The sequence below is a fragment of the Methanolobus sp. ZRKC2 genome, assembly GCF_045291185.1.
Taxonomy (GTDB): Archaea; Halobacteriota; Methanosarcinia; order Methanosarcinales; family Methanosarcinaceae; genus Methanolobus.
The window spans coordinates 1608801-1632244 of sequence record NZ_CP146980.1 but is presented as its reverse complement, the minus strand read 5'-3'; the positions used below and the strand labels follow the sequence as shown (position 1 = coordinate 1632244).

Below are 23444 nucleotides of genomic sequence, written 5' to 3'. Positions count from 1 at the left end.
ATTAGTCAATATGTATAATTGAGAGTTAAAACATGAGTAATCAGGTCAAAGATAAAAGAACAGCAATAATGGATGCAGCTCTGAGACTTTTCACTGAAAGAGGTTTTCATGGTACTTCCACCGCACTGATCTCAAAAGAGGCAGGTGTGTCCACAGGTTCCCTCTTCAACTACTTTGCCACCAAGGAAGAGCTCATAAACAATCTTTATTTTGAAGTCAAGAGAAGGCTAAGTGCCTGTGTAAAAACAGGGCTTGATCCTGAAGCTTCTTTTGAGGACCAGATGAGGATATTATGGTCGAACTTTATCAACTGTGGTGTAAACAACCCTGAAGAATTTCTTTTTGTGGGACAATTCTGCTCTTCCCCGTATATCACAAAGATTACCCGGGAAGAAACAACAAAGGAGTATGAATTCATTCGCACTCTGATAGAAGAAGGATTCGGGAAAGGTAAAGATTACTCAATGGAGCTTAACATAGCCATCTTTTACCAATCCAGCAGGGCTGTAGTGGAATTAATTCTAAGTACCGATCGCCGGGAAAATATGGATGAAATCATCGAGGACGGATTCCGGATGCTCTGGGAAGGTATGGCTCCGCAATAATTTTTTTGAATAGGTAAAAAGTGACCAGTCAATCATTATAATGAATTATAGATCAGAAATAGAACAAAGGGACAAAAGGAGAATAGGAATGTTATACAGAACAATACCAAAGAACGGGGACGAATTATCAATATTGGGATTCGGAGCCATGCGTCTTCCTATGAAAGAGGACGGAAACATCGATGAGGAAAGAGCTACAAATCAGGTCCGCTACGCAATAGATCAGGGTGTGAACTATGTAGACACTGCCTGGCCGTATCACATGGGCCAAAGTGAGCCATTCCTCGGCCGCGCACTTAGTGACGGTTACAGGGAAAAAGTCAAACTTGCAACAAAACTTCCTACCTGGATGATTGATAGCCGGGAGGATATGGATAAGTTCCTCAATGCCCAGCTTGAAAAACTCAACACCGATCATATCGACTACTATCTCATTCACAGTCTTGCGGGAGAATTATGGGAGAAGGTGAAGCCTCTCGGAATCCTTGATTTCCTGGACAAAGCAAAAGCTGACGGTCGCATAATTAATGCCGGTTTTTCCTTCCACGGTTCGCCGGATGAATTCAGGCCAATAATTGATGCCTACAACTGGGACTTCTGCCAGATACAGTACAACTTCCTGGATGAAAAAATGCAGGCAGGAACCGAAGGACTGGAATATGCAGCCTCAAAGGGTCTTGGGGTTATCATCATGGAACCTTTGCGTGGAGGAAGCCTTGCAGGAAAGGCCCCACCTGCTGTAGAAGAGATATGGAATGAAGCTCCTGTAAAGCGAACGGCTGCAGAATGGGGTCTGCGGTGGGTCTGGAATCATCCTGAAGTCACAGTTGTGCTTTCAGGTATGAACGAGGAAGCCCATGTAGAAGAGAACCTGAATATCGCAGGAGAAGCTCTCCCGGATTCCCTTACAGAAACCGAACTGGAACTTGTTAAGAGATCCGAGAAGAAGTACCGTGAGATCATGAAAGCCGGCTGTACAGGTTGCAGTTACTGTATGCCCTGTCCGGTAGGTGTCGACATCCCTACCTCCTTTGAATTGTATAACAGCCTGCATATGTTTGGCGATGAAGACCAAACAAAACTCATGTATGCAGCAAGGCTGAGTGGTGTATTGACAGGCGATGAGTCTTCATTTGCATCTCTCTGTGTGCAATGTGGCGAATGTCTTGATAAATGTCCTCAGCACCTTGAGATTCCAACCCTTCTAGAATCCGTTGTAGAGGACCTTGAGGGACCGGATATTGATCAGAGGATAGAAATGGCGAAGATGTTCCTTGCAAATAAGGATATCTGAGATATTCCTTTTTTTCTTTTTTTTGTTTTTTACGGGCAAACGATGCTCTTATCTATGTAGTATGTGTAATATCTTTATCAGGGAGTTGACTTAGTTCCTTTTGGAAGGTGATTTTTTGTCAGAAACAGATTACGATGATAACGATGTAAAGATAATCACAAGTGAAATAAAGTCTGAAAATCCTGTTCTAATAGAAGGCTTTCCGGGGATAGGCCTGGTCGGTAATATCGCAAGCCAGCAGATTATCGATGAATTGGAGATGGAATACAAAGGTTCTATGGACTCAAGACATTTTCCACCTATTGCCGTCCTCTATGAAGGGCTTATAAATATGCCTGTAAGAATCTACGAAAGTGTCGAACATAATATTGTCATGGTAGTGTCCGACATTCCTGTAAATCCGGTGGTAGCCTATGATATCAGCAAGGCTTTTCTTGACTGGGCAAAAGCTATCAACGTCAAGGAGGTTGTTTCTCTTGCAGGAATCGCCACAATGAGCGAGGACCATGAAGTCTTCGGTGCGGCAACAAACAATGATATGCTGGAGAAAATTAAGGATAAGGTAGAACTTTTCAAAATGGGCACGATATCCGGTATTTCAGGAAGTATAATGTCTGAATGTCTTGTGCGGAACATGTCTGCCATAAGCCTGCTGGGGTCGACAAGGAGTCAGAATCCTGACCCAAGAGCTGCTGCTGTCGTGATCGATGTGCTTAACGTTCTCTATGACCTGAAAGTCGATACAGAAAGCCTGATTGAACAGGCTGAGAAGATTGAGGTAGAGATGCAAAGGCTTGCCGAAGATATTAGAACAAGTGAACAGCCTCCTGGTCCGAGAAAGGAATTCCCGATGTATGGGTGATAACATGGAATACGTTGCATTAACCGGTTTATCTGAACGTGTAATTGCAGAGCTAAAACAGAACAGGCTACTTACGATCGAGATTCGAAACCCTCATAATTTCTTTGCGGCAATGAATCTTACTGTGGGTGAAATTATCTTTCTCACACGTACCAGTGCCGATGACCTTACAGGGGGGACGACCGGTATAGTGGCAAGATTGCTCAAACACCAGGTAGTTACACAGAGGGTCATGCAAAGCGGTGAGATGTACTACGAGGAACGCGAAACGACGACTCTTAGGCTACAGCTTGATCCCAGGTGCATTGCCCGTGTCCGTAGGGTCCTGAGCAATAAGATCGGCGAGGTTTCAAAAGTCGATGCAGAGGAAATTCCTTTGTACAATGCACAGTAAACCTTTGTAATGCTTCAGTCATAGGTTTCGGGGGTTTTTTCAATCCCCTCTTCTATTTTTAGAATGATGTCCCTGCTTATACCGAGAGGAATCTCCGTATTCCGGTAATGGGTATGTTTCCTGGAACCTTTGCATCCGAAGGACAGTCCAAGTCCTTCCGTGAGAGGGCGTGCCGTACAATCGCCGCATATGGATGCAGCTCCTATTGTGCTGATATCCGGTACTTTTCCGAAATGATATGCATATGCCTGTATGATTCTCATCGCTTTTTCCGGATTAACAAACACCATGAGTACATCGAATTCCCCTTTGTTAACGGATAGTGGTTCGATGCGAATGGATGCAAATTCCTTCCTAAGTCGTGGAAGGGAGGCAACTGCAGTAGCAGCAGTTTCCATATCGGCATATCTTCCGGAACGCAGGTAGTAATCTGCAGGGCTCCTGGAAGTCCTTCCAAGGATGTACTCTCCTGCACTACAGCGTTGCCTGTCAATAAGGAACGATTCCCCATATCTTGCCTTTTGTACGATTTCACAGTATAGCAGTTCGGAAGAGTCTCCCTCAGAATCCTCAAATGTAATGCATACAGGTTCACCACTGTCGATCATTGATCGAATATTCGGAATTCCATCTGATAATCTCATGCAGATTCCTCATTTTTCCTTTTGAGTTCATCTCTCATCTCGCCTGCATAAAGATGTGCAAGCCTTGTGGGTTCGGGAAGTTTGTATCCTTTAAGGCAGTGTTGTACCACATCAAGGCAGCTTTTCATGGAAACTTTATTCCCGGGAGCTATAATTATCGGATTGCTTCTTTTATTGGATTTAAGGACCCATCCGATCTGTTCACCATCCTGCATAAGTTCATGGTATTCACCTGTTTCAACAGGCGTGGTTGCATGGCCGCATAGTATCTTTTTTGAGACTCCTATAGTAGGGACATTCATTACCGCGCCGAAATAAGCTGCCATTCCGGCTCTTATCGGATGGTTGATTCCGCACGAATCAAATATTGTGATGTCCGGTTTTGTAGATGCCTGTAGAAAAACAGAGACCATGGCACATCCCTCTCTGAAATGGAGGTATGTGGGTATATACGGCAAGCCTACTTCCCGGACAACATGTTTTTTCTCAATGATTTCCATGCTTGCATAGTCAAGTATGACCATTGCACATATTATATATCGGTCAAAGTATGCGCAGTCCATACCTGCGATGGTTTCAGGCCGCTCAAAATCATCATCAAGACTTATCTTTTGAACGGCTTTGTGCTGTAATTCCCTGAGTTCTTCAAGACTTCGTCCCTGTGGGTCGAACCACTCACGAAGTCTTTCTTTATTCAATCGTTGCCCTCACTGTGGTAAAGACCGGCCCTCGAATGTCGATTTTCTGTTTTTTACTCGTTATGAAGCGGCTTGCAAGAGGTTCCAGGCGTATATTGATCTCAGAGGGAACCTTAACTATACGTACCCTTGTCTCAACTTCATTTTCACCATTTGCAATTGCCTGCTCTATGTCACTTGCAGCCTTTGCCGCAAAGGAATCAAGGAACCTAACATTCGTTCTGGCTGAATGGTTCTCCAGGGCTTTTTTCCACTTCTTATTATCGGGTATGCCCAGAATATCATTATTGTACGCAACCACTTCATTGAAAACAGCGGGTCCGCAGAGTTTTGTTTCTTCTTCAGGTTCTATGACACTGACTTTCACATTCTTTCCACTGATCTCGCCTTCCCAGGCCGTGAACTCGCACGGGCTAGGAGTAGAGCCATGCTCCTCACATACTGCAACAATAGCCTCTGCAATATCCCTGCCCTCTGTAGTCTCAGGGACATCCTCTACATAGATCATCTTTGCAAGTTCGTCATCTGACATGTTCCATTCGGAATATTGTGCGATCTGCGGATATATGAGCGAGCGGATGTCAGTTGCATTGTACAGTATCATTGCAAGCCTTTCGACACCGAGTCCGAGGTTCATAACCGGACAGGAAATTCCGTATTCTGCAAGGGCTGTTGGTGAATATATTCCAAAGGTGGCAATTTCCACCCATCCGTCGGAGTATTTTGTCTTTGATCCGACCAGTTTCGGATGGTATGCAAAGACCTCTATCTGGGTATCAGGAACATAATATTTGCTGCGCTTATCATCCGGCCTGAACATGAACTTCTCGAAACCGAACTGGGATAGCAGGCTCTGGGCAACGGCTTTTCCGTGATCCACGGTAACATCCTCATCCATTATCACACAGGATGCCGAGTAATATGTCATCAAACGTGCAGCGTCTTCTTCCTGTTCTCTCCTGAAACAGCGGTCAATAGAAAACAAATTGAATGGAGGATTTGCACGCTCCATAAGAGATGCAAGACTGATGAACCAGCCGGAAGTCATGTGGCTTCTCAGGGTTCTTCTTGTGGACTGGGGTACCAGTTCCTTGAATTCGGGGAATACCTGGTCTATCATCTCGACTACCAGAGAATCGGAAACATTGATGGCAGCTGATATTTCAGGAATAAGGTCGTCTCCTTCGATATCTCCTTTTTTATAGGAGTGCAGGATTTTCCTTATAGTCTCGATTCCTTCTTCACCGATATCCCCTAGGATTGTATTTATGGCATCTATGCTCTCGTCAGAGATCCCTACGTTCGGACGTGGCAGGCCGGCAAGGTAATAACATCTGTCAAGGACTGCAAGGGCCTCGTGCCCGAACTGCTTGTGAACCTCTCTTTCATCAACTATAAGGGGATTCATCATCTCTTCAAAGCCCATGCGAAGATATGCTTCACGTAGTCTTGAGATGGTTTCGTATATTGGATGCGGTTTTCCATATTTTATGGACATATGAGGGTACTGTTCGTTTAGTCCTGTTTTTTTTACGAACTCTTTTCCCGCATTCCATGTGCTGTCAAAATCTTCATTAGCCTTGTCTTTTATCTCATCAGGATCGAATCTCATAAACAGTCCTCTTAGGTAACTATGATAAAGAAAATTAATCTAGTTTTCTCTCAAAATCCCTCATCGCGTTTTCCAGCTTTAACTGCCGGATAGCAGTTGACACATCTCCGCGAGTCCGCTCAAGAATCGAGCGTGTAGTGTCGGTCTTGTGTCTGAGGCCCCGTGTCATGGCATCCGGGAAATCGAACATCATGAGACATGAGTAAATATCTTCCATTACGTCCAGGAATTTTTCTGCCTCCGAAGTCTTCTCTTTTCTGATAAGATCGAGTATGTGTCTTCGGAGTTCTCCGTTCACATCACCCAGACCATTGAGGTAAGCAGAATATTCTACCTCCAGTTCTTCGGGTCCTGGTATCCTGTCTGTTTCAGTTCCGTGGCTGAGAAGTTCAAATACTATGGAACATTCGACAAATTCCTGCTGTGCATGCTCCACAAACCCTGAATGGTATACGTCAGGATGCTTCTCAAGCAGAAAACCGAATTCTTTAACAGACCTTCCGGAAGATTCAAGGAGCGCAGCAGCCTTTTCAAATTTACCTTTATGTATATTGAACATGGCTGTCCTGCAATTGCGTACCACTTCACGTGACATAGCAAGGCTACGTTCACGGGCTGCATCTTTTTCTTCAAGTTTTGATCTGATCCTATCGGAGATATCAACAATCATATTTCCCCATTTTCAGGTTGCAGCAGCAGATGAGCAATTTGCAACTTGCTCCTCTTTCAGGAAAAAAAGAGTGCATTGGCCTTAAATGGCCTGCACATCGGACAAAAGCAACTATAAAATTTCTGATGAATTACTCCTTATTCATCAACAGGTATTGTTTCAAGCTGGCTGGCTACGTCCCAGATAAGGGTTCTGGTATGAACGGGAATATTAGGATCATTGCTTATATCTTCAAGCACTGATATGCTGGATGAAGTCCTCAGGAACAGTGGTTCATCTTTTTTGTTCAACGTTTCCAGAACTTCGTTTGCAGAACGCCTGATGTTTCTCGGGACTGAATTGTCGTTAGCTATGTATTCCAGCTTCTGCTTGCATTCCTCAATGACTTGCTCAAAATCTGACATATGATCACCTTGATAATTTTAGAATGAAAATAAGAGTTACCTCAGTTATTCCTAAATAGTTACGTTCTATAAAAAGACTTTCATTGGTATATATTTTGCGTAAACAGGATGGAATTCGATGACAAATACGGACGATGATACAATAAAAAAGATCTCCAGGATGCTGGAAATCGGCGGAACCATGCTTGCACAGCATTGTGGCACTTGCGGAGCACCTATGTTCAGGTACCACGGCAATGTAATATGCCCTGTATGTGATAGTGTGGATGATCCGCGTGCAAGGTTGCAGCAAAAACAGGATTCAGAGCCCAGTTCCGATACTAAGATAGCTCCCATCTCTCCTGAAATCTCTTCTCTCCCCGTTGAGCCAGTGGAAACAAAGAAGCAGGTTGTGATGGAGGATACGACAAAAACAGATGCCCTTTCACAAGAATCAAGACCAGAATCAAGCAAATATTCATTGGTACAGTCAGACTCATCTTCCGCTGTAGAACTTGAGTCTCTGTTGATGGAAAAAATGATTTCCCTTGCAAATTCCATGCGTTCGGAGGATGATGTCAGGAAAATATCCGATTACATGGATATAATGGAACGAATTCTTTCAATAATTGAAAAAATGAAAAAGACTTTGTAGAGAACATGTAAGTTACAGGGATAGTACCTTTGTATTATCCTGTATATTCACTACTGACCAGTTCCCGTATACGGCTGGCAGTCTTTGGACCGACGTTCTTGACTTTCAGAAGTTCCTCATAGTCTGCCCTGATAACATTCTCTATTGTTCCGAAGTGTTTCAGCAGGCTTCTGGCAGCTTTTGGTCCGATATCGGATATGGATGAGATCACGTATTCCTGTTGCTCAGGAAGCATCCGGGCAGCTTTTTTTCCGTGGAGGGCAATTTCCTTTTTCTCATCTATCTGCTCTTTTTTTGCAATTTGTTTTATAAGGCTGGCAGTATCTTCAGCATCTCTCGTATACAACACCGCCACTCCAAAATCAAGAGCAATGGAAGATAATGCACCATGTATGGCAGCAGGATTAAGATTCCTGCTTGTGAACAAATTACTTCCTTCAAGTATTAGCACGGGCTTTTCATATGTCCTTGAAAGATTCGATATCTGTTCGAAGAGTTTGTGTTCGATGAGTGAACCTGTGAAGTCTTCTGTACTCTTTCTTTCCACAGCAACACGTTCGCTCAGGATATAATCTCCGACTTCCAGCATTTTAAGTGCGATATCAACACCTGCTTTCTCAAGTGCCCTTGCAACGGAACTTTTGACTTCTCGCTGGTCAACGATAACCTTCAGGGAATTTCCTTCAAAATCAGCTAGTGTGACCTGGTCCCTGTCTTCCATTTCGATCAGTTTTTCCTGGAAATTTCCTTTATCCTGCGGAGGCATCATTTCCTGAAGCATCTGCATATTGCTTTGCATTTTTTTCTCTTTTGACAGGCTGCTCCAGTAATATCCTTCATCCCTTGTTCCCTTGGTGACAAGGACCACAACACGTCCTTCGTGCTTCCTTCCGGTTCTTCCTTTTCTCTGAATGCTTCGTATCTCCGAAGGGACGGGTTCATAGAAGAGTACCAGGTCTGTGGAGGGGATGTCCAGGCCTTCCTCTGCAACCGACGTGGCTACAAGAGTGTTATATTCTCCTGCCTTGAACCTGTTAATAATCTCTACCTGCTGTTTCTGTGTAAGTCCCTTGTCCTTGTACTTGGAAGCCTGTCCTACAAAGCGAACAGGTCTTATTTCTTCAATCTCTTCAAGCGTTTTTGTTATCATCTCAGCAGTGTCACGATAATTAGCGAAGACTATAACTCTTGACTCCGGCTTGTTGCTAAGCTGTTCAAGTACTATTTTCTTCACATGCTCCATTTTTGGATGCTCACAATCACAGTCTCTGAGACGATGTGCCACTTGCCTTATATATAGGTCTTCTGCCAGTCGCTTGGATGCCTTACTTCCTTTACTGGAACCAGCCTCATTGTCAAGCCTTTCCATATACATACGCAGGGCGCCAAGCCCCTGTGTTTCTGTGACCTCTACTGCATGACTTATCTTGAGGATCTCGGCAAGTATGGAAATAGCGCCGTATACAGACGAGTCTGGTGTGCCTCTCAGTTCTCCTTGGAGTCTCTGTTGCAATGAAAGCAAGTCCTTTTTAGAAACATACCTATGGTTGTGTATGGGATATCCTGCATCTGTGAGTCTTTTGTACCTGTCGTCAAGAACCTTCTGAAGCAGGTCCTTTATCTCCTTCATCTCCGAAGGAAGATTGATTCGTTTCCACTCGATATCTTTCTTCTGGATATAGGAAGCCACATCTTTGTCAGACTCGGTTTTTACAGCAACAGATTCAATATGCAGGGCCTGGCATACCTCGGCTATCCTTTCATCTGAGCTTCCGGGGCTTGCCGTTATGCCCAGGCAGAGTGCATCCCTTGCAGTTTCAAAATACTTTTCAGCAATATAGGTGTAGGCGTAGTTCCCGGTTGCACGGTGTGCCTCGTCAAAGGTTATATGCGTCACATCATCCAGATGGATACGTTTTGTAAGGATATCGTTCTCGATGACCTGTGGGGTGGATACGATCACCTTGCCACTTTTCCACAGTTCCTCTCTTTGTGAGGGACTGATGCTGCCTGTAAAAGTAAGTACTTCTTCTTCAGGTATGGATAGTACTTTTCGGAAAAAAGATGCGTGTTGCTCTACAAGGGGTTTTGTAGGAGAAAGTACCAGTACCTTTCCTCCTGCTTTTTCCAAGCGTGATGCGATGACAAGAAGAGATACTATCGTCTTTCCGAGTCCGGTGGGAAGGACTACAAGCGTAGAAGCTGCAAGGGCCTTACCGGCCAGATCAAGCTGGTAAAGCCGCTGCTCAACAGCATCCTGTTTGATCAGTGGGTGTCTGATATATTCTGGCATATTTTCAAGTTTAAAGTTTGTCAGATATACAATCTTTAAACTTTTAAACCTGTGGCAAGCATTGTGAAAGTATTAGAGTACATCTCCGGCACTCTCAAAATCCCTGTCTTTATACATAAGATCGTAAAGTATCTCCTCTATACCTTCAATAGATGTACGGACCTGCTTCATGCTGTCACGTTCGCGAATTGTCACAGTATTGTCTTCGAGTGTGTCGTAGTCGATGGTTATTGAGTACGGTGTACCTATCTCATCGTTTCTCCTGTAACGACGTCCGATAGTACCTGAATCATCGTATGACACAAGCAGTCCCTTCTCCTTTAGCCTGGTTTCGATCTTCCTGGCAGGTTCGATAAGTTCTTCTCTGGTCAATAAAGGAAGTATGGCAATCTGGACAGGCGAAACCTCGTTCTTGAACCTGAGGATGATCCTCGATTCTTCTTCAACGTCTTCCTTTGCAGGCACAGTTTCTTCATCGAAGGAGTGTTCCATTACAGTATAGAATATCCTGTCTATTCCGAAGGAGGGCTCAATTACGTGAGGTACTATGTTCTCACCACTGACCTTGACAGTCTCTTCTGCAAATTCAACGACATCCCTTGGCACTGTAATCTCCTCGGAATCCACGGTGATCTTGATTTCTTCCTTATCCAGTTCTTCTTTAGATAGTGCTTTAAGAGCCTCAGATACAGCCTTTGCTTTTCCCTTGAAGAGTGGTCCGAGTTTTCCCATATTCGGTTTCACGACAAACTGTGTAACCATCTTAGGTTCAGGGTATTCCCTGTAAATAGAAAGCTCGGTTTTGCTAACTGTTGCGTGTGCAGAAAGGTCGTAATCTGTCCTGTCGGCAATCCCTACAACCTCTACCCAGCCGAATCTGTCAGTGTTGACTTCTGCATCCCAGCAATCTATAGCATAATGTGCCATCTCATCTTTCTTGTGCTGCCTGAATCTCATCATGTCAGGTGAGACGCCTACACGCTGCAGGAACAGGTTGGTAAGGCCGATCTGGTATGCGAGGAATTCGTGGGCAATGATGCCTTTCTCCAGGGCTTCGGTGATAGATAATTTCTCAATTTCTCCCTTCTCCTGAGCAGCATCTGAGTACAGGTTCAGCACAGTGTCAGCAAATCTCTTGATGTTCGGGTGACTTTTATCCTGGGGATCTATGAAGATTTCAGCTTCTGCCTGTGTAAACTCTCTCAACCTGATAACTCCCTGTCTTGGAGATATCTCATTACGATATGATTTTCCGATCTGGGTAGCACCAAAGGGCAATTTTTCCCGGTAAAAGCGCGCTAATCTCAGAAAGTCTACGAACATTCCCTGGGCCGTCTCCGGACGCATATATCCCTGTCTTCCTGATCCGGGGCCGATTTGGGTCTTAAACATAAGATTGAATTCATATGTCTCACCAAGCTCTCCTTCACACTCAGGGCATTTTACCTGGCTTTCCCTGATTATCTCGTCAAGCTCTTCATTACTGAGTGCATCTGCAACAGGAACAATCTTGTCTACCAGATGGTCAGCCCTGAAGGCTTCACCACATGCTTTGCATTCGCACAGGGGGTCTGAGAAACCGCCGACATGGCCAGATGCCACAAAAACATTTTCAATGCCTACTGTGGGAGTCTCTATTTCCATGAATCCTTCCTGGATTACAAATAGCTCCCGCCATATTTGTTCGATCCTGCGCTTGAGGGTGCTGCCAAGGGGTCCATAATCATAAAATCCTGCTGTTCCTCCGTAGAGCTCAAACGAGTTCCATAAGAAGCCTCTACGCTTCGCCAGCTCAATAACCTGTTCGTATTTATCCATAAAATGTCCTCATGATAAATCAGTCAATTATAATGATAGATAGAACACCGACATTTCCATTGGATTTAATAGTAACGCGACTTGCCCAATGAGGCATGTATGTTTTATCCGTATTTTTGTGTACATACTTTGACCAAAGCCTCACATTCTCTTTATATATATGTTCATATATTTTTTGCTTTGAGCAAGGTCAACAATACAATCATATTTCATATCGTACCACCACTTAATATGATTCAATTGGTCATTCTACACTTTGGCCTTGCTTTTCTTATTCATTGTTTTCTGTGTTATTTTTTGCTGGAATAACTAGTATGATCCAGGATTATCACATTTTATCCTAATGTTTGATTTGTAGGATATATCAGGAACTTGACCCCCTTGTTTCCGGTGGAAAAAAGAAACTAGGCGACTGTACCTGTAACGTAGAATTAGATAAATATTAAAATAAAAATTGGAATCGATTAAGATTCCAGAGCTTCATCCGGAGTGAGTCCTTTGTGAACTATCATGGAGATGCGGGATACCAGTTTTGTCGGATCATCAGACTGGAACACATTCCTTCCAATTGCGACACCTTTTCCGCCTGCTTCCAGAGAATCATGAATCATCTCAAGAAGTTCCTTATCTGTCTCCATTCTCGGACCGCCGGCAATGACTACAGGTACGGGACATCCCTGGACTACCTCCCTGAAAGAATCGATGTCTCCTGTGTAGTTTGTCTTTACAATGTCAGCACCAAGCTCAGCTCCTATTCTTGCAGCGTGCTTAACATATTCGACATCATGCTCGGATGCTACTTTTGCTCCTCTGGGGTACATCATCGCAAGCAATGGCATTCCCCATTCGTCGCACTTGCGTGCTATGTGTCCCAGGTCCTGTAGCATCTTTGCCTCATCTTCAGCACCGACATTAATGTGTACTGAGACTGCATCAGCTCCTACCTTGATAGCTTCTTCTACTGTTGTTGCAAGTACCTTGTGGTTAGGATCAGGCCCAAGGGATGTGGAAGCTGAGAGGTGAATGATAAGTCCCACGTCTCTTCCGTATCCTCTGTGTCCGTATTTCGGAAGTCCCATATGTCCGAGAACGGCGTTTGCTCCTCCTTCTGCAATCTTGTTAACAGTTGAAGGCATGTCTATTAATCCTTTTATGGGTCCAGCCCCTACTCCGTGGTCCATAGGGATTATTATCGCATTATGTGTATTACGGTCAAATATCCTTTCCATCCTGACGGATTTGCCAATTTCGCTCATGCATTCTCCATATGCTTGATTGTAGATAATTTTTACGTAAACTAAAGTATGATTACAAGTTCTCGTTCTGGTACCTGCCACAGTATCCTTCACTGACTTCCCGGTGGAGGCTATAGAATACAAGCTGGAGCAATCGTGCATCTCTCTTTACTCTGAATCCATGAGGATTATGGACTACTAACATTGATTCGCTTCTTCCCCTGTATCCGGAATCCCATACTGCTGATTCCACGGTTACTCCACATCTCAAAAGACTGGACCTTGGCCTTGCAATCGCAGCCAGGTCCAGAGGTATATTTACTATCTCGTTAAACGTTATTTTATATGTGCCTGCTTCCAGCAAGGCCCAGCCTTCATTATCGAACTCTATATTCTCGCTTTCCGGTATTTGTCTCTCTCTGTTATCAAAATCCACCGCTCCTGAACCTTTAAGCAATTCTATACTTTTAAGGGTAAGCTCAAAACTATTTGGCTGTAGCTGGGTATCGGTGTCTATCATGTTCTGAACCAGCGGAACATCGCTGTTTATTCTCTCTTTGAGTTCGTCTCTGGATAGCATGGTCATAGGCTTAGTCTTCGGAATGATAACATATTACGATTTCGGATTATGTTTGCATTCAAGTTGGTTATATTTACTCATAGGTTAATTATTGTAAACATATTTGTTTATATATGTTGCTTTAATACATAATAGTGGTGTAGGTTATAATTTCCCAATTTCGGAAATGAGGACACTGGATCAGCGTGATAATCACGTGGATGGATGCCCTTTCCTTCACTTGCAAAAAAGACAGATTCAAAGGAACGATATATATGAGAAGCACAGATTTGGTAAAAAATGGAGCAAAACCTGAATTATTATTCCGTATAACTACAGACGGAGAAACATACCGGAAAGAAATATCACTCGTTTTTCCCAAGTATGTGAGTGCTGATCTTCCACGGTACAAAGAAGAGTATGAAGCCGAATCAAAGGACAGTAGGCAAAATGAGATGAAATGCAGTTTCATCATTGAATAATGAATTTATTTGACACGACAATTTATTATTCAATTTTTTGATTTTTATGCATGCAATCGCTTTCTCCGGTTTTAGTTTTTCTATAAAATGTATTATTCTCTGTCTTTTATGGAAAATCCGTTGTATTTATGAGTGACATGCTTCTCTTCAATATCAATAAGTTTGAATTGATGAATGTTATTGCTGGATAAATACGTGGGATAACTGTTGTTCTTACACACTTATATGGTCCGGACAATTAACTCTCAGGTAATGCTTTGTTAAACAAAGTACATAGACTTGGAGGAGTTGAATGATAGAAGTCATGGAAGGTTTGCCGGATAAGGTGGTAGGAGCCCATTTTAGTGGAGTTGTAAAAGAAGAGGAATACAATAAAGTATTGGTTCCTGCAATTGTGGACGAAGTAAAGAAGTATGGGAAAGTTCGCTTACTCTACGACGTGGGTCCGGATTTCGAAAAAATTACCCGCGGTGCGGTGCTTGAGGATATGAAACTTGCTGTTGATAACTTCAATTCGGTTGAGAAGATCGCGGTTGTCTCAGACGTGGACTGGATGGTTGATGCCGTTGAAATGTTTAAACATATTATGCCGGGTAAAGTAAAAGCATATGGCAATGAGGAACTTTCTGAAGCAGAAACCTGGATAAGCGAATAATAAATTATTCTTTTCTTTTTTCTCCATGATGTGAAAGTTGCTATTGTGAATTCTTCCATCATTTTTTACTGTATCTTTATAATTTTGTTATATTGCCAGTTGAGTCCGAAGCTATTGATTTATTTTTCTTACAGACTTATATGATTTGGACAATAAATTCAATGTTAATGTTTTGTTAGACAAAACAGGTTAGAATAGGGGGAGTTAAATGATAGAATTCATAGAGGGTATGCCTGAAAATGTAATAGCAGTCCGTTTAAGTGGAGTAATAGAAGAAGAAGATTATGGCAATGTGCTGATTCCTGCAGTTGAGGATAAAGTAAAGAAATTCGGGAAAATTCGCTTACTTTATGATGTACAGGATTTCAAAAAATTTTCCCGTAGTGCAATGCTTGAGGATATGAAACTTGGTGTGGAGAACTTCAACTCGTTTGAAAAGATTGCTGTTGTCGCAGATGTGGGCTGGATGATCGATGCCGTTGAAGCATTTAAGCATATTATGCCTGGTACAGTGAAAACTTATAAAAATGAGGAACTTTCTGAAGCAGAAGCCTGGATTAGCAAGTAAGGTTATAAGGAAAACAAAGGTAGTGGGCCCGGGGAGATTCGAACACCCGACCTCTGCCGTGTGAAGGCAACGTCATGACCAGCTAGACCACGAGCCCGAGAAAAAGATAAATGCATATGCAAGGCTATAAATGTATCGAATTATTGAGTGCTGGTTTTTTATTGTGATTTTGATTTCACCAGAGCATATGTCAATAATGATACTATGATAGCGCTACTGAATACTGATACGAGAGCAGTTGTCGGAGGTAAATACGTGTACGCGGCGATTGCGATAAGTGTTCCTGCTGCAAATGCTATTGGTATCAACACCGAATTTTTGATCAGTGTTTTCTGGTCCAGGTCGATTTCTGTCATCTTAAATTCAATCCAATATTCTTACTATCATTATATATAATTAAATTAATATTGATGTCTGAGTATATAAACCTATCCAAAATGAATTCAAAATAAGGGGCAGCAATTTTAATTAAAAAGGTGGTATGGGATTAAGCCAAACGCAATGTTGGAGCCTGAATTCCACAAAAAAATTACAATCGGCATTCTGCAATAATACTCTGCACTTCATCCATGCAATTGTTGTAAAGGTTCATGTACTCTGGTGTTGGTTCAATTTTATTAACATCATAACATTCATTAAATGGCTTACCAAAGTCTGGACTTTCGACCTTCGATTCATATTTTTGGAATATTTCCTGACAGATCATATCTGCCTCTTCCAAGGACAAATTATGGGTACTATCTGCTGTTTCTGCCATAAAGAGTGAATCATGCCCTGCTGCATGATTTTTCTCAGCACCTGCATTTCCAACAGGCCCGGATAATGTATCTATGCCACAAACAGTGTATCCTATTGTTTGCACTGCCGTTTCGTAAAACATCATTTCGGTACAGGGTCCAGCAGAATTGTTTACTACTTTACCATAGAAACAATTGCTGTTTTGTGCCATTGCCATTGTTGCAATAAAAGAAGCCCAGAGTAGATCCTTTGATGTTGATGCATTGAATTGTTTTATTCTGGAAGAAGTTTCACGGACATAAGTGGGATAATCAAAGGTGAGGCTGGAGTTAAAGACAACTTTGTTCATCAAAGCATCCGCAACCATTTCAATGGCAAACTGTTCCGGATGAATGCTTGTCGGACCACCCATTATCCCAACATTAGTGCATACGTAATTGATTCCCATTCTGCCATAATGGATGGCCTTTTTCATCTCATCAAAGATTGTCTTCAGGTTTCCTGGAGGATAAACCTCTGAAATGTCTCCTTCTTTCATGATTGTATAATTCGAAATTGATATTAATGCTGCAATGTCCCTGACAATTGGTGGATTCATGCAGCATAGTCCAGTCCTGTTTTCAAGGTTACATGCCTCTTTTAGATTGCTCATTGTCTCGTAAACACTGAACAGTTCGAATGGGATTTGGTACATCTTGCCTGTCGGATCATGAAGCATACCGGGACTGATTATGCCCATCTTATTTACTTTCATGAATGATCTATGGATGGGGATGTATAGGTCTTTTGATACTAAAATTCCAGTGGGCCCTCCTACGATTGTAGGCGCCTTGTTGTCAAGTACCCGCCTTTTGGTAATTGCTGAAGCGTCTGTCCCGGTTCCATAGTTAAATCTCTCTCTTACGTTCCGGCTCTTGGAGATTATTGTCTCAGCATCTATTTTGATAACCCGGTTTGTATCAGTCAAAAATATACCCGTTTTGTCAATAAGTTCGACTGCAGCAGCATATACACGATTTGGCATTTCCCTGTCACAAGGGACAATCTCATCCCCATTAAAAAATATGTCATGTTTTTCAATAAGCTCGAGGGAGGTTTCAAAAATTAGTTCTTCGTGTTTTGTTTCTGTTCTTGTTTCTCCTTCAAAAGATTTTTCGACTAGATTGTATATGCTCATAGCCCTTTAATTGATTATTATCGTATATCTCTTTGTTTGTTATTTATTCATGAGAACGACTAGTATTGTTGTTTTTTGTTTATTACGTAAGTTTATACATTCTTGACTTTGCCAAGACTAACCTTGATTACGTTTCCATCCTTGTAAGAAAAATGGGGCATTAGGAACAATTAATCCTTCAGAATCTAATTCATTCTGTATTACTTATTGGATAGTTGCCGTATGATTGTGGTACTTCATAGAATTTTTCAATATTTTCCAATGGACAATCATATGCAAAATCACATCCTGCCCAATATATAAATCCGCCACCTGATGCAGCATCACTTATGCATTGCTTACCAGCTTGTTCTACAGCTTCAGGGGTTCCAAAGCAAACAATGTCTACTGGATTAATATTTCCAACCATACAAAGCTTATCTCCAGCTTTCTCTTTTACTTCTTTAAAGCTGACTCTGTTATCCAAACTAATCATACTGGACTCCACAGCGATAAGATCTTCCAGTCGATCCTGTGTTTCGCCACATATGTGGTAATGGTAAGCATATTTGTCTTTGTATTTTTGAATCTCTTTGCTTTGTTTTTTCGCATAAGGGAGTGCAAATTCCCTAAACATTTCCGGAGATATTAGACTACCAGAAGCAGTTGGGTCAGCAGCCCAGATTTGATCTGCACCAGCATCAATTTGTGCTTTAGCATATTCTGTAGTAACATCTGTACAGAATTCGATCAATTCTTTTGCTTCATCAGGGTTTGTTATCAATGAATACATGAATTTATCCATTCCCAACACCACGCCTGCAAATGTAAATGGGGATGCACCTATTGTACCGGATATAAATATGTCCTCGTCCCTTTTTGTATTCAATTCTTTTTCGACCATTCTGATAGCATCATATTGCTTCAGCATTTTCTCATGGTCCATAGCTGGGAAGTTCAGATTTTCCCAGTCCTTTATATTGTCGATGGGAGTTTTGGATATGACTGGTGCATCCCAATCTGGTATGGTAACTGTACATCCCATTGCCTCAAATAAGACATCCTCCCCTAAATAAGGCATAATAATATCATAATCAAGATGATCAAATGATTTTATCAAAGAATCAACATGTACATCAACATTGTTGAGCCACTGGTTGCTATTTATATCTTTTTCTTTTTGACCTAAACAATTCATATTGTTTCCGGCAAAGTTGATCGTCCAACTCATTGGATTGTATATTGGGACTCTATCCGGTTCTTCAAAATCCATTGCTTTCTTTACTCTTTCTCTTCTACTCATTTTATACTCGCACATTGCATCATTTCCTGTTTAATTTGTTTTTCGCGAATTTTCTCAAATTATGGTAATGTGTATCTAGTTCCAGGTGGTTTATTGTTAATTGGACTGCATATGTTATATAATATATAGTTTGTGATTAAAAAGAAAAAACTATATATAATATTGTTTCTGTACACAAAAAAGAAAGCCAAGAATTAAGAACATTCAGATAATTTATTTTAAGTAATAAGATATGTCAATAAAATGAAGACATTGCAAAAAATAAGTAACCAAAATGCTGAATGAAGAAAATGGGACTGAGTACGACCATAATCAGTTGATATATGAAACCACATTAGAACTCACTGGAACGTATGATCTTTTTTTTTTTGAGACGCAAAAAGTTGTTCCTGAAGGTTAATAAAAGAGAAATCTATGGGTTACATTATCTCTTTACTTCAGCTATTAATTGCTCCTTGTGAGCGAAATTTGTGAAAACCCTCTCATATCGTTTTTCAAAAAGATGGTGAAATGGAGGTTGTAAAACAGTCTATCTACAGAAGAGGGTTTTCTTGTTTAGTTAATGTGTAAAAAAAGAAGTAACTTTGCCATTTCTGGCAAAGTTCATTTTTCTTACCTTAGGAGGTCTACACAGGGAATCTCAATATCAAGAACTTCAGCGATATTGGCTTTTGCTTTAAGTCCCTTTGGCTGACCTGGAACTGCGCTGATAGTTCCGATACCCAGCTCTTCTCTGATTTCTCTCATTTCATGTTCATCAGAAAGGGTGAAGACATCGGTGTTGAGTTTCTTTGCAACATATTCTTTTGCATCTTTGAGTCTCATTCCTTTCATCTGCATCCTCATGACGAGGTCACCTGCAGTCCTGATTCCGTGCATACCGACAGACATCTCATTTGTGATGAGGAAACCCACTGGGTCTCCAAGCCCGCACTATATTCCATCTGCTTTGCCGATCTCAACAAGTGCTTTTGCAGCCCTTGATACTGCATCAATTCCCGGAACTTCGGACATAGGGGCACCACAGACACCCATTCCAAGATTTGGATGTACTGGTATGTTAGAAACCTTTGAAGCTTCTTTCATGACAGCGACACTTCTTGCTACATTCCAAGCGACTGATTTCTTGGTGTTTGTGTTTGCAACAGGTCCGCAAATGTCAGCACCTGCCTTTTCACAAACTAGTACCTGGTCGTGTGGCATCATGCTACCAAGGACCTTTCCATCGTACTCAAGTTCGCCATGCATGCCCATTATAAAATGATTTGACATGTTGATAGCAACTCCCATATTTGTTTTTTCTTTGACCTTCTCGGTTGCTTTGAGTACGGCCAGGAATTCTGCATCACCGGCTGCCGCTGCTGTGTCGATGTTGTACGCATCTGCTCCTACAACGGCTGCATTTTCAGCAAGGAATACAAGGTCCTTTACTGAAGCCGGGATGATATCCTCGTAGGTTCTTTGGGCTTCTTCGATTTTACCTTCTGCCATCAAGTCTCCACAGTTATTATATGGGCCGTCTGGTTTGTAGTATGCTCCAAAGTTTGGCATGGTGACGTAGAACATTGGGTTGATCGTGTTCATCAGTAATGCTTCGGTTTCCTGCTGGATCTGTATAGAAGCAACATTTGATCCTTTAGCATTTCCTCCTGGGAATGAGTTCATGACACAGTCAAGTCCGGTTACTCTCTCTGCTATCATATTTGCAGTTAAGGTGTCAGTTGGTACTCCGACACCACCCAACTCACTGTAGTTGCCGGCTATAGTTTCAGGTGAAGCATCAGTGCTCATGACAATTAGGTCTTCAGGATTTACGCTTACAATCCTCTCTGGAGCAGTGAATATTTCGAGAAGATGGTCTTTCTCATCGTCTGAAAGATCAGAGACTCTTGCTTTCGCAACCGCTTTATTTATACCATCTTCAATGTCGCTCCTGATTTGTTCTTTTGTCATTTCGACGCGTCTGCCATCACCCATTCTGGTGTAATATGTCGTGGTCATAGTTTTACTTCCATTTATTGCAGATCTGTTTTACATTGCCATAAGTTCACGGGCTTTTGTTACTGCTTCACTGGCATTTTCTGCATAAACATCCGCACCTATCTTTGCCGCCCAGTTGTCTGTGCATGGTGCTCCGCCGATCATTGTCTTGACTTTGTCACGCAGTCCTGCATCTTTGAGCATTTGTTCAAGTGTGGCTTGGAACTGCATGGTTCCTGTCATAAGTGCAGAGGATGCTATGATGTCTGCATCAACTTCTTTTGCCTTGTCAATGAATGATGCCAGGGGTGCATCCCTTCCAACATCAAATACTTCGAAACCATTTGCTTGAAGGAGAACCTTTACGATGTTCTTACCAATGTCATGAACATCTCCTTCTACGGTTCCTAGGACGATCTTTCCATCACTTTCTGTTTTTTCATCTGCTGGAATTTCTTTCTGTACTTCTGCTACAAGCCTGTCCATCAATGCAGAAGCCATCATAACCTGTGGAAGGAAGATTTCACCATCTTCAAACATTTCTCCAACTTCAAGCATTCCTGCAGAAAGTCCATTTTCAATCATTTCTACCGGGTTCAATCCGCTTCCCAGTCCCTGCTCTACTGCTTCCATTCCTGCATCTTCGTCGTTGGCAACTATAGCTTCTGCCAACTGAGCAAGTATTTTATCAGTGTTCACATTTGTGTTTTTCATATTTTCCATAGTTATCTCCGATTCCATATTAATCACCAATTTCTAATTCCATATTATCCACCAATTTTTAGGGAACTTTTCAGTTCTGCTATCGTTGCAAATTCACATATCCAAATTCCAATATAAATAGTTTGTGATTTTTAATAGAAAAGTATATATTCAGATGTATAAACATCAATTGATATTCTCTTTATTTTTTGGGTTTGTGTACTTGAGCAAGTTGCTTTATTTTTTATTATATATAAGTTTCGTATTTGTTTAGTAATTCTTATATAACATTACAATCAACTGATGCCTGCTAATATACAAATCCACAAAAATCTTTTGTAAAAATATGGAGGCATTGCATGGATTTAGAACTAAAAAATAGAATTGAACTTGAAAATAAAAGGCGTGTTAACTGGGGTTTTGGCGTAGCAATCCTATGTGCACTTTTATGGGGAATAGGATATGCTGCCGCAGAAGTATCCTGGTACATTCCACCATTTGATACATTTGAAGCATTCCCTGAAGGTGCAGAAGGAATGCTTGTAGCAACATGTGCCAGAGCGGCAGTCTATGCCATAGTTGCATTCGCTGTCATAAATACAATCTGGCTAGGCACAATGGGAAAAATTGGTGATTTTTCAAATAACATTAAAAAGTATCACATCTCCAAATGGTATCTCATTGGAGCTGGCCTAGGGGGCCCTTTTGCCGCATATGGGACTGATCTTGCTATTGGGTATGTTGGTGCAGGTTTTGCTGCTGCTGCCTCTATCTTAACCGCATTAGTCGGAGCTTTTGCTGCGAAATTGTGGTACGGTGAAAATATTACTAGCAAAGCATGGATTGGAATCGGCGTACTGTTTATTGGTGGAATACTTATTTTAAATCCAATCAACTTAATATATGAACTGAGAAATCCGGCTGCGCCTGACGGCCTATGGATGGGTTATCTGGGAGGATTCGCAGCAACAATAGGCTGGGGACTTGAAGGTGCCATTGCAGGCAGGGTTCTTGATGTATCTGACTCCGATTTAGGAGTTGCCATGAGATTGTTCTACGAAGCAGCCCTCTGGACAGTTCTGATCACGCCAATTTTCGCTCTGATATTTGGAGTAGATGTCATGATCACTGCAATAGTAGCAACAGCAACAAGCATACCATACATTTTCTGGACAATAATTACTATAATGACATTAGGACTCTCATACGTATTCCTGTACAAAAGTTATCCATTAATAGGAGTTGGAAGGGGTATGAGTATATCTACAACCTACGTCTTGTTTGCTATTCTATCTCTTTATATATTCCTTGGAAGTGCCACCGATTTGTGGATAATAGCTGGTGCTGCCGTAGCCGGAGCTGGTGTATTCATTATGTACTGGGATAGCGGAGAATCTTTGCTTGAATCCACTCGTACGGGTGAGGAATAAATTGGGACGTGATGATTATGCAAGAACCAATGAAACCAAGACTTATGCAAATCCTTCGTGAAAAACAGGAAGCATGGGATTATGTGTTGTCAGATGCATTACTTTCTGAATACGGTAAATCCGGAGATTACTGGAAATTAGTAATCCGTTTCTGGATGACAGAACTTGCTACAGGAGGCCTGTTCGAAATAATCGATGCAAAGGCTGATGAAGATAAGTACTATTCAGATGACAAGATTGTGTATAAGTATAGTCTGAGTGATTATGGAATAGATACTTTAGAGTATTTCCAGCTGGAGTGATAAATTATGTTTGGAACCGAAGGATTTTGGGCTTTCAACGGTGCCTATGAGCTATACTTAGGGCTAATCATATTGCTTGATATTGCAGCTTTATACGTTGGTAGGGCCATTGTGAGAAAAATATAATTTAAAAGCAGATGTGGATGTGTTCACACATCCTTTTTTAGTCAGGCGTGGGCTGAGCATTGATACGCATGAGCTAGCAGGCATGAAGAATCTATTGATTGGCAGCGTAGCAGAAAATGTCTTCAGGCATTCCGAGGTGCCAGTTCTGATTGTGCGATGATCTACTGCATTTCGAACTTGATTAATAAATCTAAATAAATTTAAGAATTTTTTGTTTCAGTTGTATGAATCTCGTAAAGCAATTTCTTAGCTTGAGCGGATAGGCTGAAAAAATTGGAAA

General features: G+C 41.8%; 24 protein-coding genes, 1 tRNA gene and 1 pseudogene. 11 read left to right on the top strand and 15 right to left on the bottom strand.

Annotated elements, in window-relative coordinates:
* The first annotated feature begins 32 nt into the window (after nt 1–32).
* From V7O62_RS07665 to V7O62_RS07650, 4 genes are all read left to right on the top strand, one after another.
* Nucleotides 33–605, top strand: coding sequence for a TetR/AcrR family transcriptional regulator (locus tag V7O62_RS07665; RefSeq protein WP_406655661.1), 573 nt, complete (start codon nt 33–35; stop codon nt 603–605).
* An 88-nt stretch (nt 606–693) separates the two neighbouring features.
* On the top strand, nt 694–1899 hold the full coding sequence (locus tag V7O62_RS07660; protein ID WP_406655660.1) for an aldo/keto reductase: 1206 nt from the start codon (nt 694–696) through the stop codon (nt 1897–1899).
* Nucleotides 1900–2014: 115 nt separating this feature from the next.
* A complete protein-coding gene (locus V7O62_RS07655) occupies nt 2015–2761 on the top strand; it encodes a proteasome assembly chaperone family protein (RefSeq protein ID WP_406655659.1) in 747 nt (248 codons plus the stop codon).
* A gap of 4 nt (nt 2762–2765) precedes the next feature.
* Entirely contained in the window at nt 2766–3155 is a 390-nt protein-coding gene (locus tag V7O62_RS07650; protein ID WP_406655658.1) for a DUF473 domain-containing protein, read from the top strand.
* A 14-nt stretch (nt 3156–3169) separates the two neighbouring features.
* Here the strand turns inward: V7O62_RS07650 and V7O62_RS07645 are convergent, their stop codons facing one another.
* From V7O62_RS07645 to V7O62_RS07625, 5 genes are all read right to left on the bottom strand, one after another.
* Nucleotides 3170–3799 carry a DUF169 domain-containing protein gene (locus tag V7O62_RS07645; RefSeq protein WP_406655657.1) on the bottom strand — a complete coding sequence of 210 codons (630 nt, stop codon included), beginning with the start codon at nt 3797–3799 and terminating at the stop codon, nt 3170–3172.
* Nucleotides 3796–4497: an endonuclease V gene (locus V7O62_RS07640; protein ID WP_406655656.1), complete on the bottom strand. Its 702-nt coding sequence runs from the start codon at nt 4495–4497 to the stop codon at nt 3796–3798. Before V7O62_RS07640 ends, V7O62_RS07645 begins: the two co-directional genes overlap by 4 nt.
* Nucleotides 4490–6109: an O-phosphoserine--tRNA ligase gene (gene sepS, locus V7O62_RS07635; RefSeq protein WP_406655655.1), complete on the bottom strand. Its 1620-nt coding sequence runs from the start codon at nt 6107–6109 to the stop codon at nt 4490–4492. Before sepS ends, V7O62_RS07640 begins: the two co-directional genes overlap by 8 nt.
* 34 nt (nt 6110–6143) lie before the next feature.
* Complete coding sequence (locus V7O62_RS07630) at nt 6144–6779, bottom strand: haloacid dehalogenase (protein ID WP_406655654.1); 636 nt, start codon at nt 6777–6779, stop codon at nt 6144–6146.
* Nucleotides 6780–6916: 137 nt separating this feature from the next.
* The gene (locus tag V7O62_RS07625) at nt 6917–7183 is read right to left on the bottom strand and encodes a UPF0147 family protein (RefSeq protein ID WP_406655653.1); all 267 of its coding nucleotides are present in this window, start codon (nt 7181–7183) and stop codon (nt 6917–6919) included.
* Between the two features lie 118 nt (nt 7184–7301).
* Here V7O62_RS07625 and V7O62_RS07620 point away from each other — a divergent pair, with 118 nt between their 5' ends.
* A complete protein-coding gene (locus V7O62_RS07620) occupies nt 7302–7817 on the top strand; it encodes an Sjogren's syndrome/scleroderma autoantigen 1 family protein (RefSeq protein ID WP_406655652.1) in 516 nt (171 codons plus the stop codon).
* A 34-nt stretch (nt 7818–7851) separates the two neighbouring features.
* On the opposite strand, the gene V7O62_RS07615 is transcribed toward V7O62_RS07620, so the two are convergent.
* From V7O62_RS07615 to V7O62_RS07600, 4 genes are all read right to left on the bottom strand, one after another.
* The gene (locus V7O62_RS07615) at nt 7852–10110 is read right to left on the bottom strand and encodes a DEAD/DEAH box helicase (RefSeq protein WP_406655651.1); all 2259 of its coding nucleotides are present in this window, start codon (nt 10108–10110) and stop codon (nt 7852–7854) included.
* A gap of 72 nt (nt 10111–10182) precedes the next feature.
* Nucleotides 10183–11928 (bottom strand): glycine--tRNA ligase, encoded by a 1746-nt coding sequence (glyS, locus tag V7O62_RS07610; RefSeq protein WP_406655650.1) that lies wholly within the window; start codon nt 11926–11928, stop codon nt 10183–10185.
* A gap of 464 nt (nt 11929–12392) precedes the next feature.
* Nucleotides 12393–13184 (bottom strand): 2-amino-3,7-dideoxy-D-threo-hept-6-ulosonate synthase, encoded by a 792-nt coding sequence (locus V7O62_RS07605; RefSeq protein ID WP_406655649.1) that lies wholly within the window; start codon nt 13182–13184, stop codon nt 12393–12395.
* A 52-nt stretch (nt 13185–13236) separates the two neighbouring features.
* Nucleotides 13237–13749 (bottom strand): deoxyuridine 5'-triphosphate nucleotidohydrolase, encoded by a 513-nt coding sequence (locus tag V7O62_RS07600; RefSeq protein WP_406655648.1) that lies wholly within the window; start codon nt 13747–13749, stop codon nt 13237–13239.
* A gap of 248 nt (nt 13750–13997) precedes the next feature.
* Between V7O62_RS07600 and V7O62_RS07595 the strand changes: the two genes are divergently transcribed.
* From V7O62_RS07595 to V7O62_RS07585, 3 genes are all read left to right on the top strand, one after another.
* Nucleotides 13998–14204, top strand: coding sequence for a hypothetical protein (locus tag V7O62_RS07595; protein ID WP_406655647.1), 207 nt, complete (start codon nt 13998–14000; stop codon nt 14202–14204).
* Nucleotides 14205–14496: 292 nt separating this feature from the next.
* The gene (locus V7O62_RS07590) at nt 14497–14859 is read left to right on the top strand and encodes an STAS/SEC14 domain-containing protein (RefSeq protein WP_406655646.1); all 363 of its coding nucleotides are present in this window, start codon (nt 14497–14499) and stop codon (nt 14857–14859) included.
* A gap of 208 nt (nt 14860–15067) precedes the next feature.
* Entirely contained in the window at nt 15068–15427 is a 360-nt protein-coding gene (locus tag V7O62_RS07585; RefSeq protein WP_406655645.1) for an STAS/SEC14 domain-containing protein, read from the top strand.
* 23 nt (nt 15428–15450) lie between these two features.
* On the opposite strand, the gene V7O62_RS07580 is transcribed toward V7O62_RS07585, so the two are convergent.
* The 6 genes and pseudogenes from V7O62_RS07580 to V7O62_RS07555 form a co-directional block, all read right to left on the bottom strand.
* Nucleotides 15451–15524, bottom strand: a tRNA-Val gene (locus tag V7O62_RS07580).
* A gap of 61 nt (nt 15525–15585) precedes the next feature.
* On the bottom strand, nt 15586–15783 hold the full coding sequence (locus tag V7O62_RS07575) for a hypothetical protein (protein ID WP_406655644.1): 198 nt from the start codon (nt 15781–15783) through the stop codon (nt 15586–15588).
* Nucleotides 15784–15956: 173 nt separating this feature from the next.
* Nucleotides 15957–17342 (bottom strand): monomethylamine:corrinoid methyltransferase, encoded by a 1386-nt coding sequence (locus V7O62_RS07570; protein WP_406655643.1) that lies wholly within the window; start codon nt 17340–17342, stop codon nt 15957–15959.
* A gap of 190 nt (nt 17343–17532) precedes the next feature.
* Nucleotides 17533–18624, bottom strand: coding sequence for a uroporphyrinogen decarboxylase family protein (locus tag V7O62_RS07565; RefSeq protein ID WP_406655642.1), 1092 nt, complete (start codon nt 18622–18624; stop codon nt 17533–17535).
* A 612-nt stretch (nt 18625–19236) separates the two neighbouring features.
* Nucleotides 19237–20625 (bottom strand): annotated as a pseudogene (gene mtbB / locus V7O62_RS07560) ([dimethylamine--corrinoid protein] Co-methyltransferase).
* A gap of 30 nt (nt 20626–20655) precedes the next feature.
* A complete protein-coding gene (locus tag V7O62_RS07555; RefSeq protein WP_406655641.1) occupies nt 20656–21345 on the bottom strand; it encodes a methyltransferase cognate corrinoid protein in 690 nt (229 codons plus the stop codon).
* Nucleotides 21346–21665: 320 nt separating this feature from the next.
* On the opposite strand from V7O62_RS07555, the gene V7O62_RS07550 reads away from it, so the two are divergent.
* The 3 genes from V7O62_RS07550 (at nt 21666) to V7O62_RS07540 (ending at nt 23324) form a co-directional block, all read left to right on the top strand.
* Nucleotides 21666–22736 (top strand): hypothetical protein, encoded by a 1071-nt coding sequence (locus V7O62_RS07550; RefSeq protein WP_406655640.1) that lies wholly within the window; start codon nt 21666–21668, stop codon nt 22734–22736.
* Nucleotides 22737–22753: 17 nt separating this feature from the next.
* Nucleotides 22754–23038 (top strand): hypothetical protein, encoded by a 285-nt coding sequence (locus V7O62_RS07545; protein ID WP_406655639.1) that lies wholly within the window; start codon nt 22754–22756, stop codon nt 23036–23038.
* Nucleotides 23039–23177: 139 nt separating this feature from the next.
* Nucleotides 23178–23324: a universal stress protein gene (locus tag V7O62_RS07540; RefSeq protein ID WP_406655638.1), complete on the top strand. Its 147-nt coding sequence runs from the start codon at nt 23178–23180 to the stop codon at nt 23322–23324.
* Nucleotides 23325–23444 lie beyond the last annotated feature (120 nt).

Excerpts from the sequence above, each read along its gene's own strand:
- V7O62_RS07570 (WP_406655643.1), bottom strand. The coding sequence starts at position 17,342 with ATGAGCATATACAATCTAGTCGAAAAATCTTTTGAAGGAGAAACAAGA.
- V7O62_RS07625 (WP_406655653.1), bottom strand. The coding sequence starts at position 7,183 with ATGTCAGATTTTGAGCAAGTCATTGAGGAATGCAAGCAGAAGCTGGAA.
- V7O62_RS07660 (WP_406655660.1), top strand. The coding sequence starts at position 694 with ATGTTATACAGAACAATACCAAAGAACGGGGACGAATTATCAATATTG.
- sepS (WP_406655655.1), bottom strand. The coding sequence starts at position 6,109 with ATGAGATTCGATCCTGATGAGATAAAAGACAAGGCTAATGAAGATTTT.
- V7O62_RS07590 (WP_406655646.1), top strand. The coding sequence starts at position 14,497 with ATGATAGAAGTCATGGAAGGTTTGCCGGATAAGGTGGTAGGAGCCCAT.
- V7O62_RS07600 (WP_406655648.1), bottom strand. The coding sequence starts at position 13,749 with ATGACCATGCTATCCAGAGACGAACTCAAAGAGAGAATAAACAGCGAT.
- V7O62_RS07650 (WP_406655658.1), top strand. The coding sequence starts at position 2,766 with ATGGAATACGTTGCATTAACCGGTTTATCTGAACGTGTAATTGCAGAG.
- V7O62_RS07605 (WP_406655649.1), bottom strand. The coding sequence starts at position 13,184 with ATGAGCGAAATTGGCAAATCCGTCAGGATGGAAAGGATATTTGACCGT.
- V7O62_RS07645 (WP_406655657.1), bottom strand. The coding sequence starts at position 3,799 with ATGAGATTATCAGATGGAATTCCGAATATTCGATCAATGATCGACAGT.
- V7O62_RS07620 (WP_406655652.1), top strand. The coding sequence starts at position 7,302 with ATGACAAATACGGACGATGATACAATAAAAAAGATCTCCAGGATGCTG.
- V7O62_RS07575 (WP_406655644.1), bottom strand. The coding sequence starts at position 15,783 with ATGACAGAAATCGACCTGGACCAGAAAACACTGATCAAAAATTCGGTG.
- V7O62_RS07545 (WP_406655639.1), top strand. The coding sequence starts at position 22,754 with ATGCAAGAACCAATGAAACCAAGACTTATGCAAATCCTTCGTGAAAAA.
- glyS (WP_406655650.1), bottom strand. The coding sequence starts at position 11,928 with ATGGATAAATACGAACAGGTTATTGAGCTGGCGAAGCGTAGAGGCTTC.
- V7O62_RS07630 (WP_406655654.1), bottom strand. The coding sequence starts at position 6,779 with ATGATTGTTGATATCTCCGATAGGATCAGATCAAAACTTGAAGAAAAA.
- V7O62_RS07595 (WP_406655647.1), top strand. The coding sequence starts at position 13,998 with ATGAGAAGCACAGATTTGGTAAAAAATGGAGCAAAACCTGAATTATTA.
- V7O62_RS07550 (WP_406655640.1), top strand. The coding sequence starts at position 21,666 with ATGGATTTAGAACTAAAAAATAGAATTGAACTTGAAAATAAAAGGCGT.
- V7O62_RS07565 (WP_406655642.1), bottom strand. The coding sequence starts at position 18,624 with ATGAGTAGAAGAGAAAGAGTAAAGAAAGCAATGGATTTTGAAGAACCG.
- V7O62_RS07585 (WP_406655645.1), top strand. The coding sequence starts at position 15,068 with ATGATAGAATTCATAGAGGGTATGCCTGAAAATGTAATAGCAGTCCGT.
- V7O62_RS07665 (WP_406655661.1), top strand. The coding sequence starts at position 33 with ATGAGTAATCAGGTCAAAGATAAAAGAACAGCAATAATGGATGCAGCT.
- V7O62_RS07615 (WP_406655651.1), bottom strand. The coding sequence starts at position 10,110 with ATGCCAGAATATATCAGACACCCACTGATCAAACAGGATGCTGTTGAG.
- V7O62_RS07555 (WP_406655641.1), bottom strand. The coding sequence starts at position 21,345 with ATGGAATCGGAGATAACTATGGAAAATATGAAAAACACAAATGTGAAC.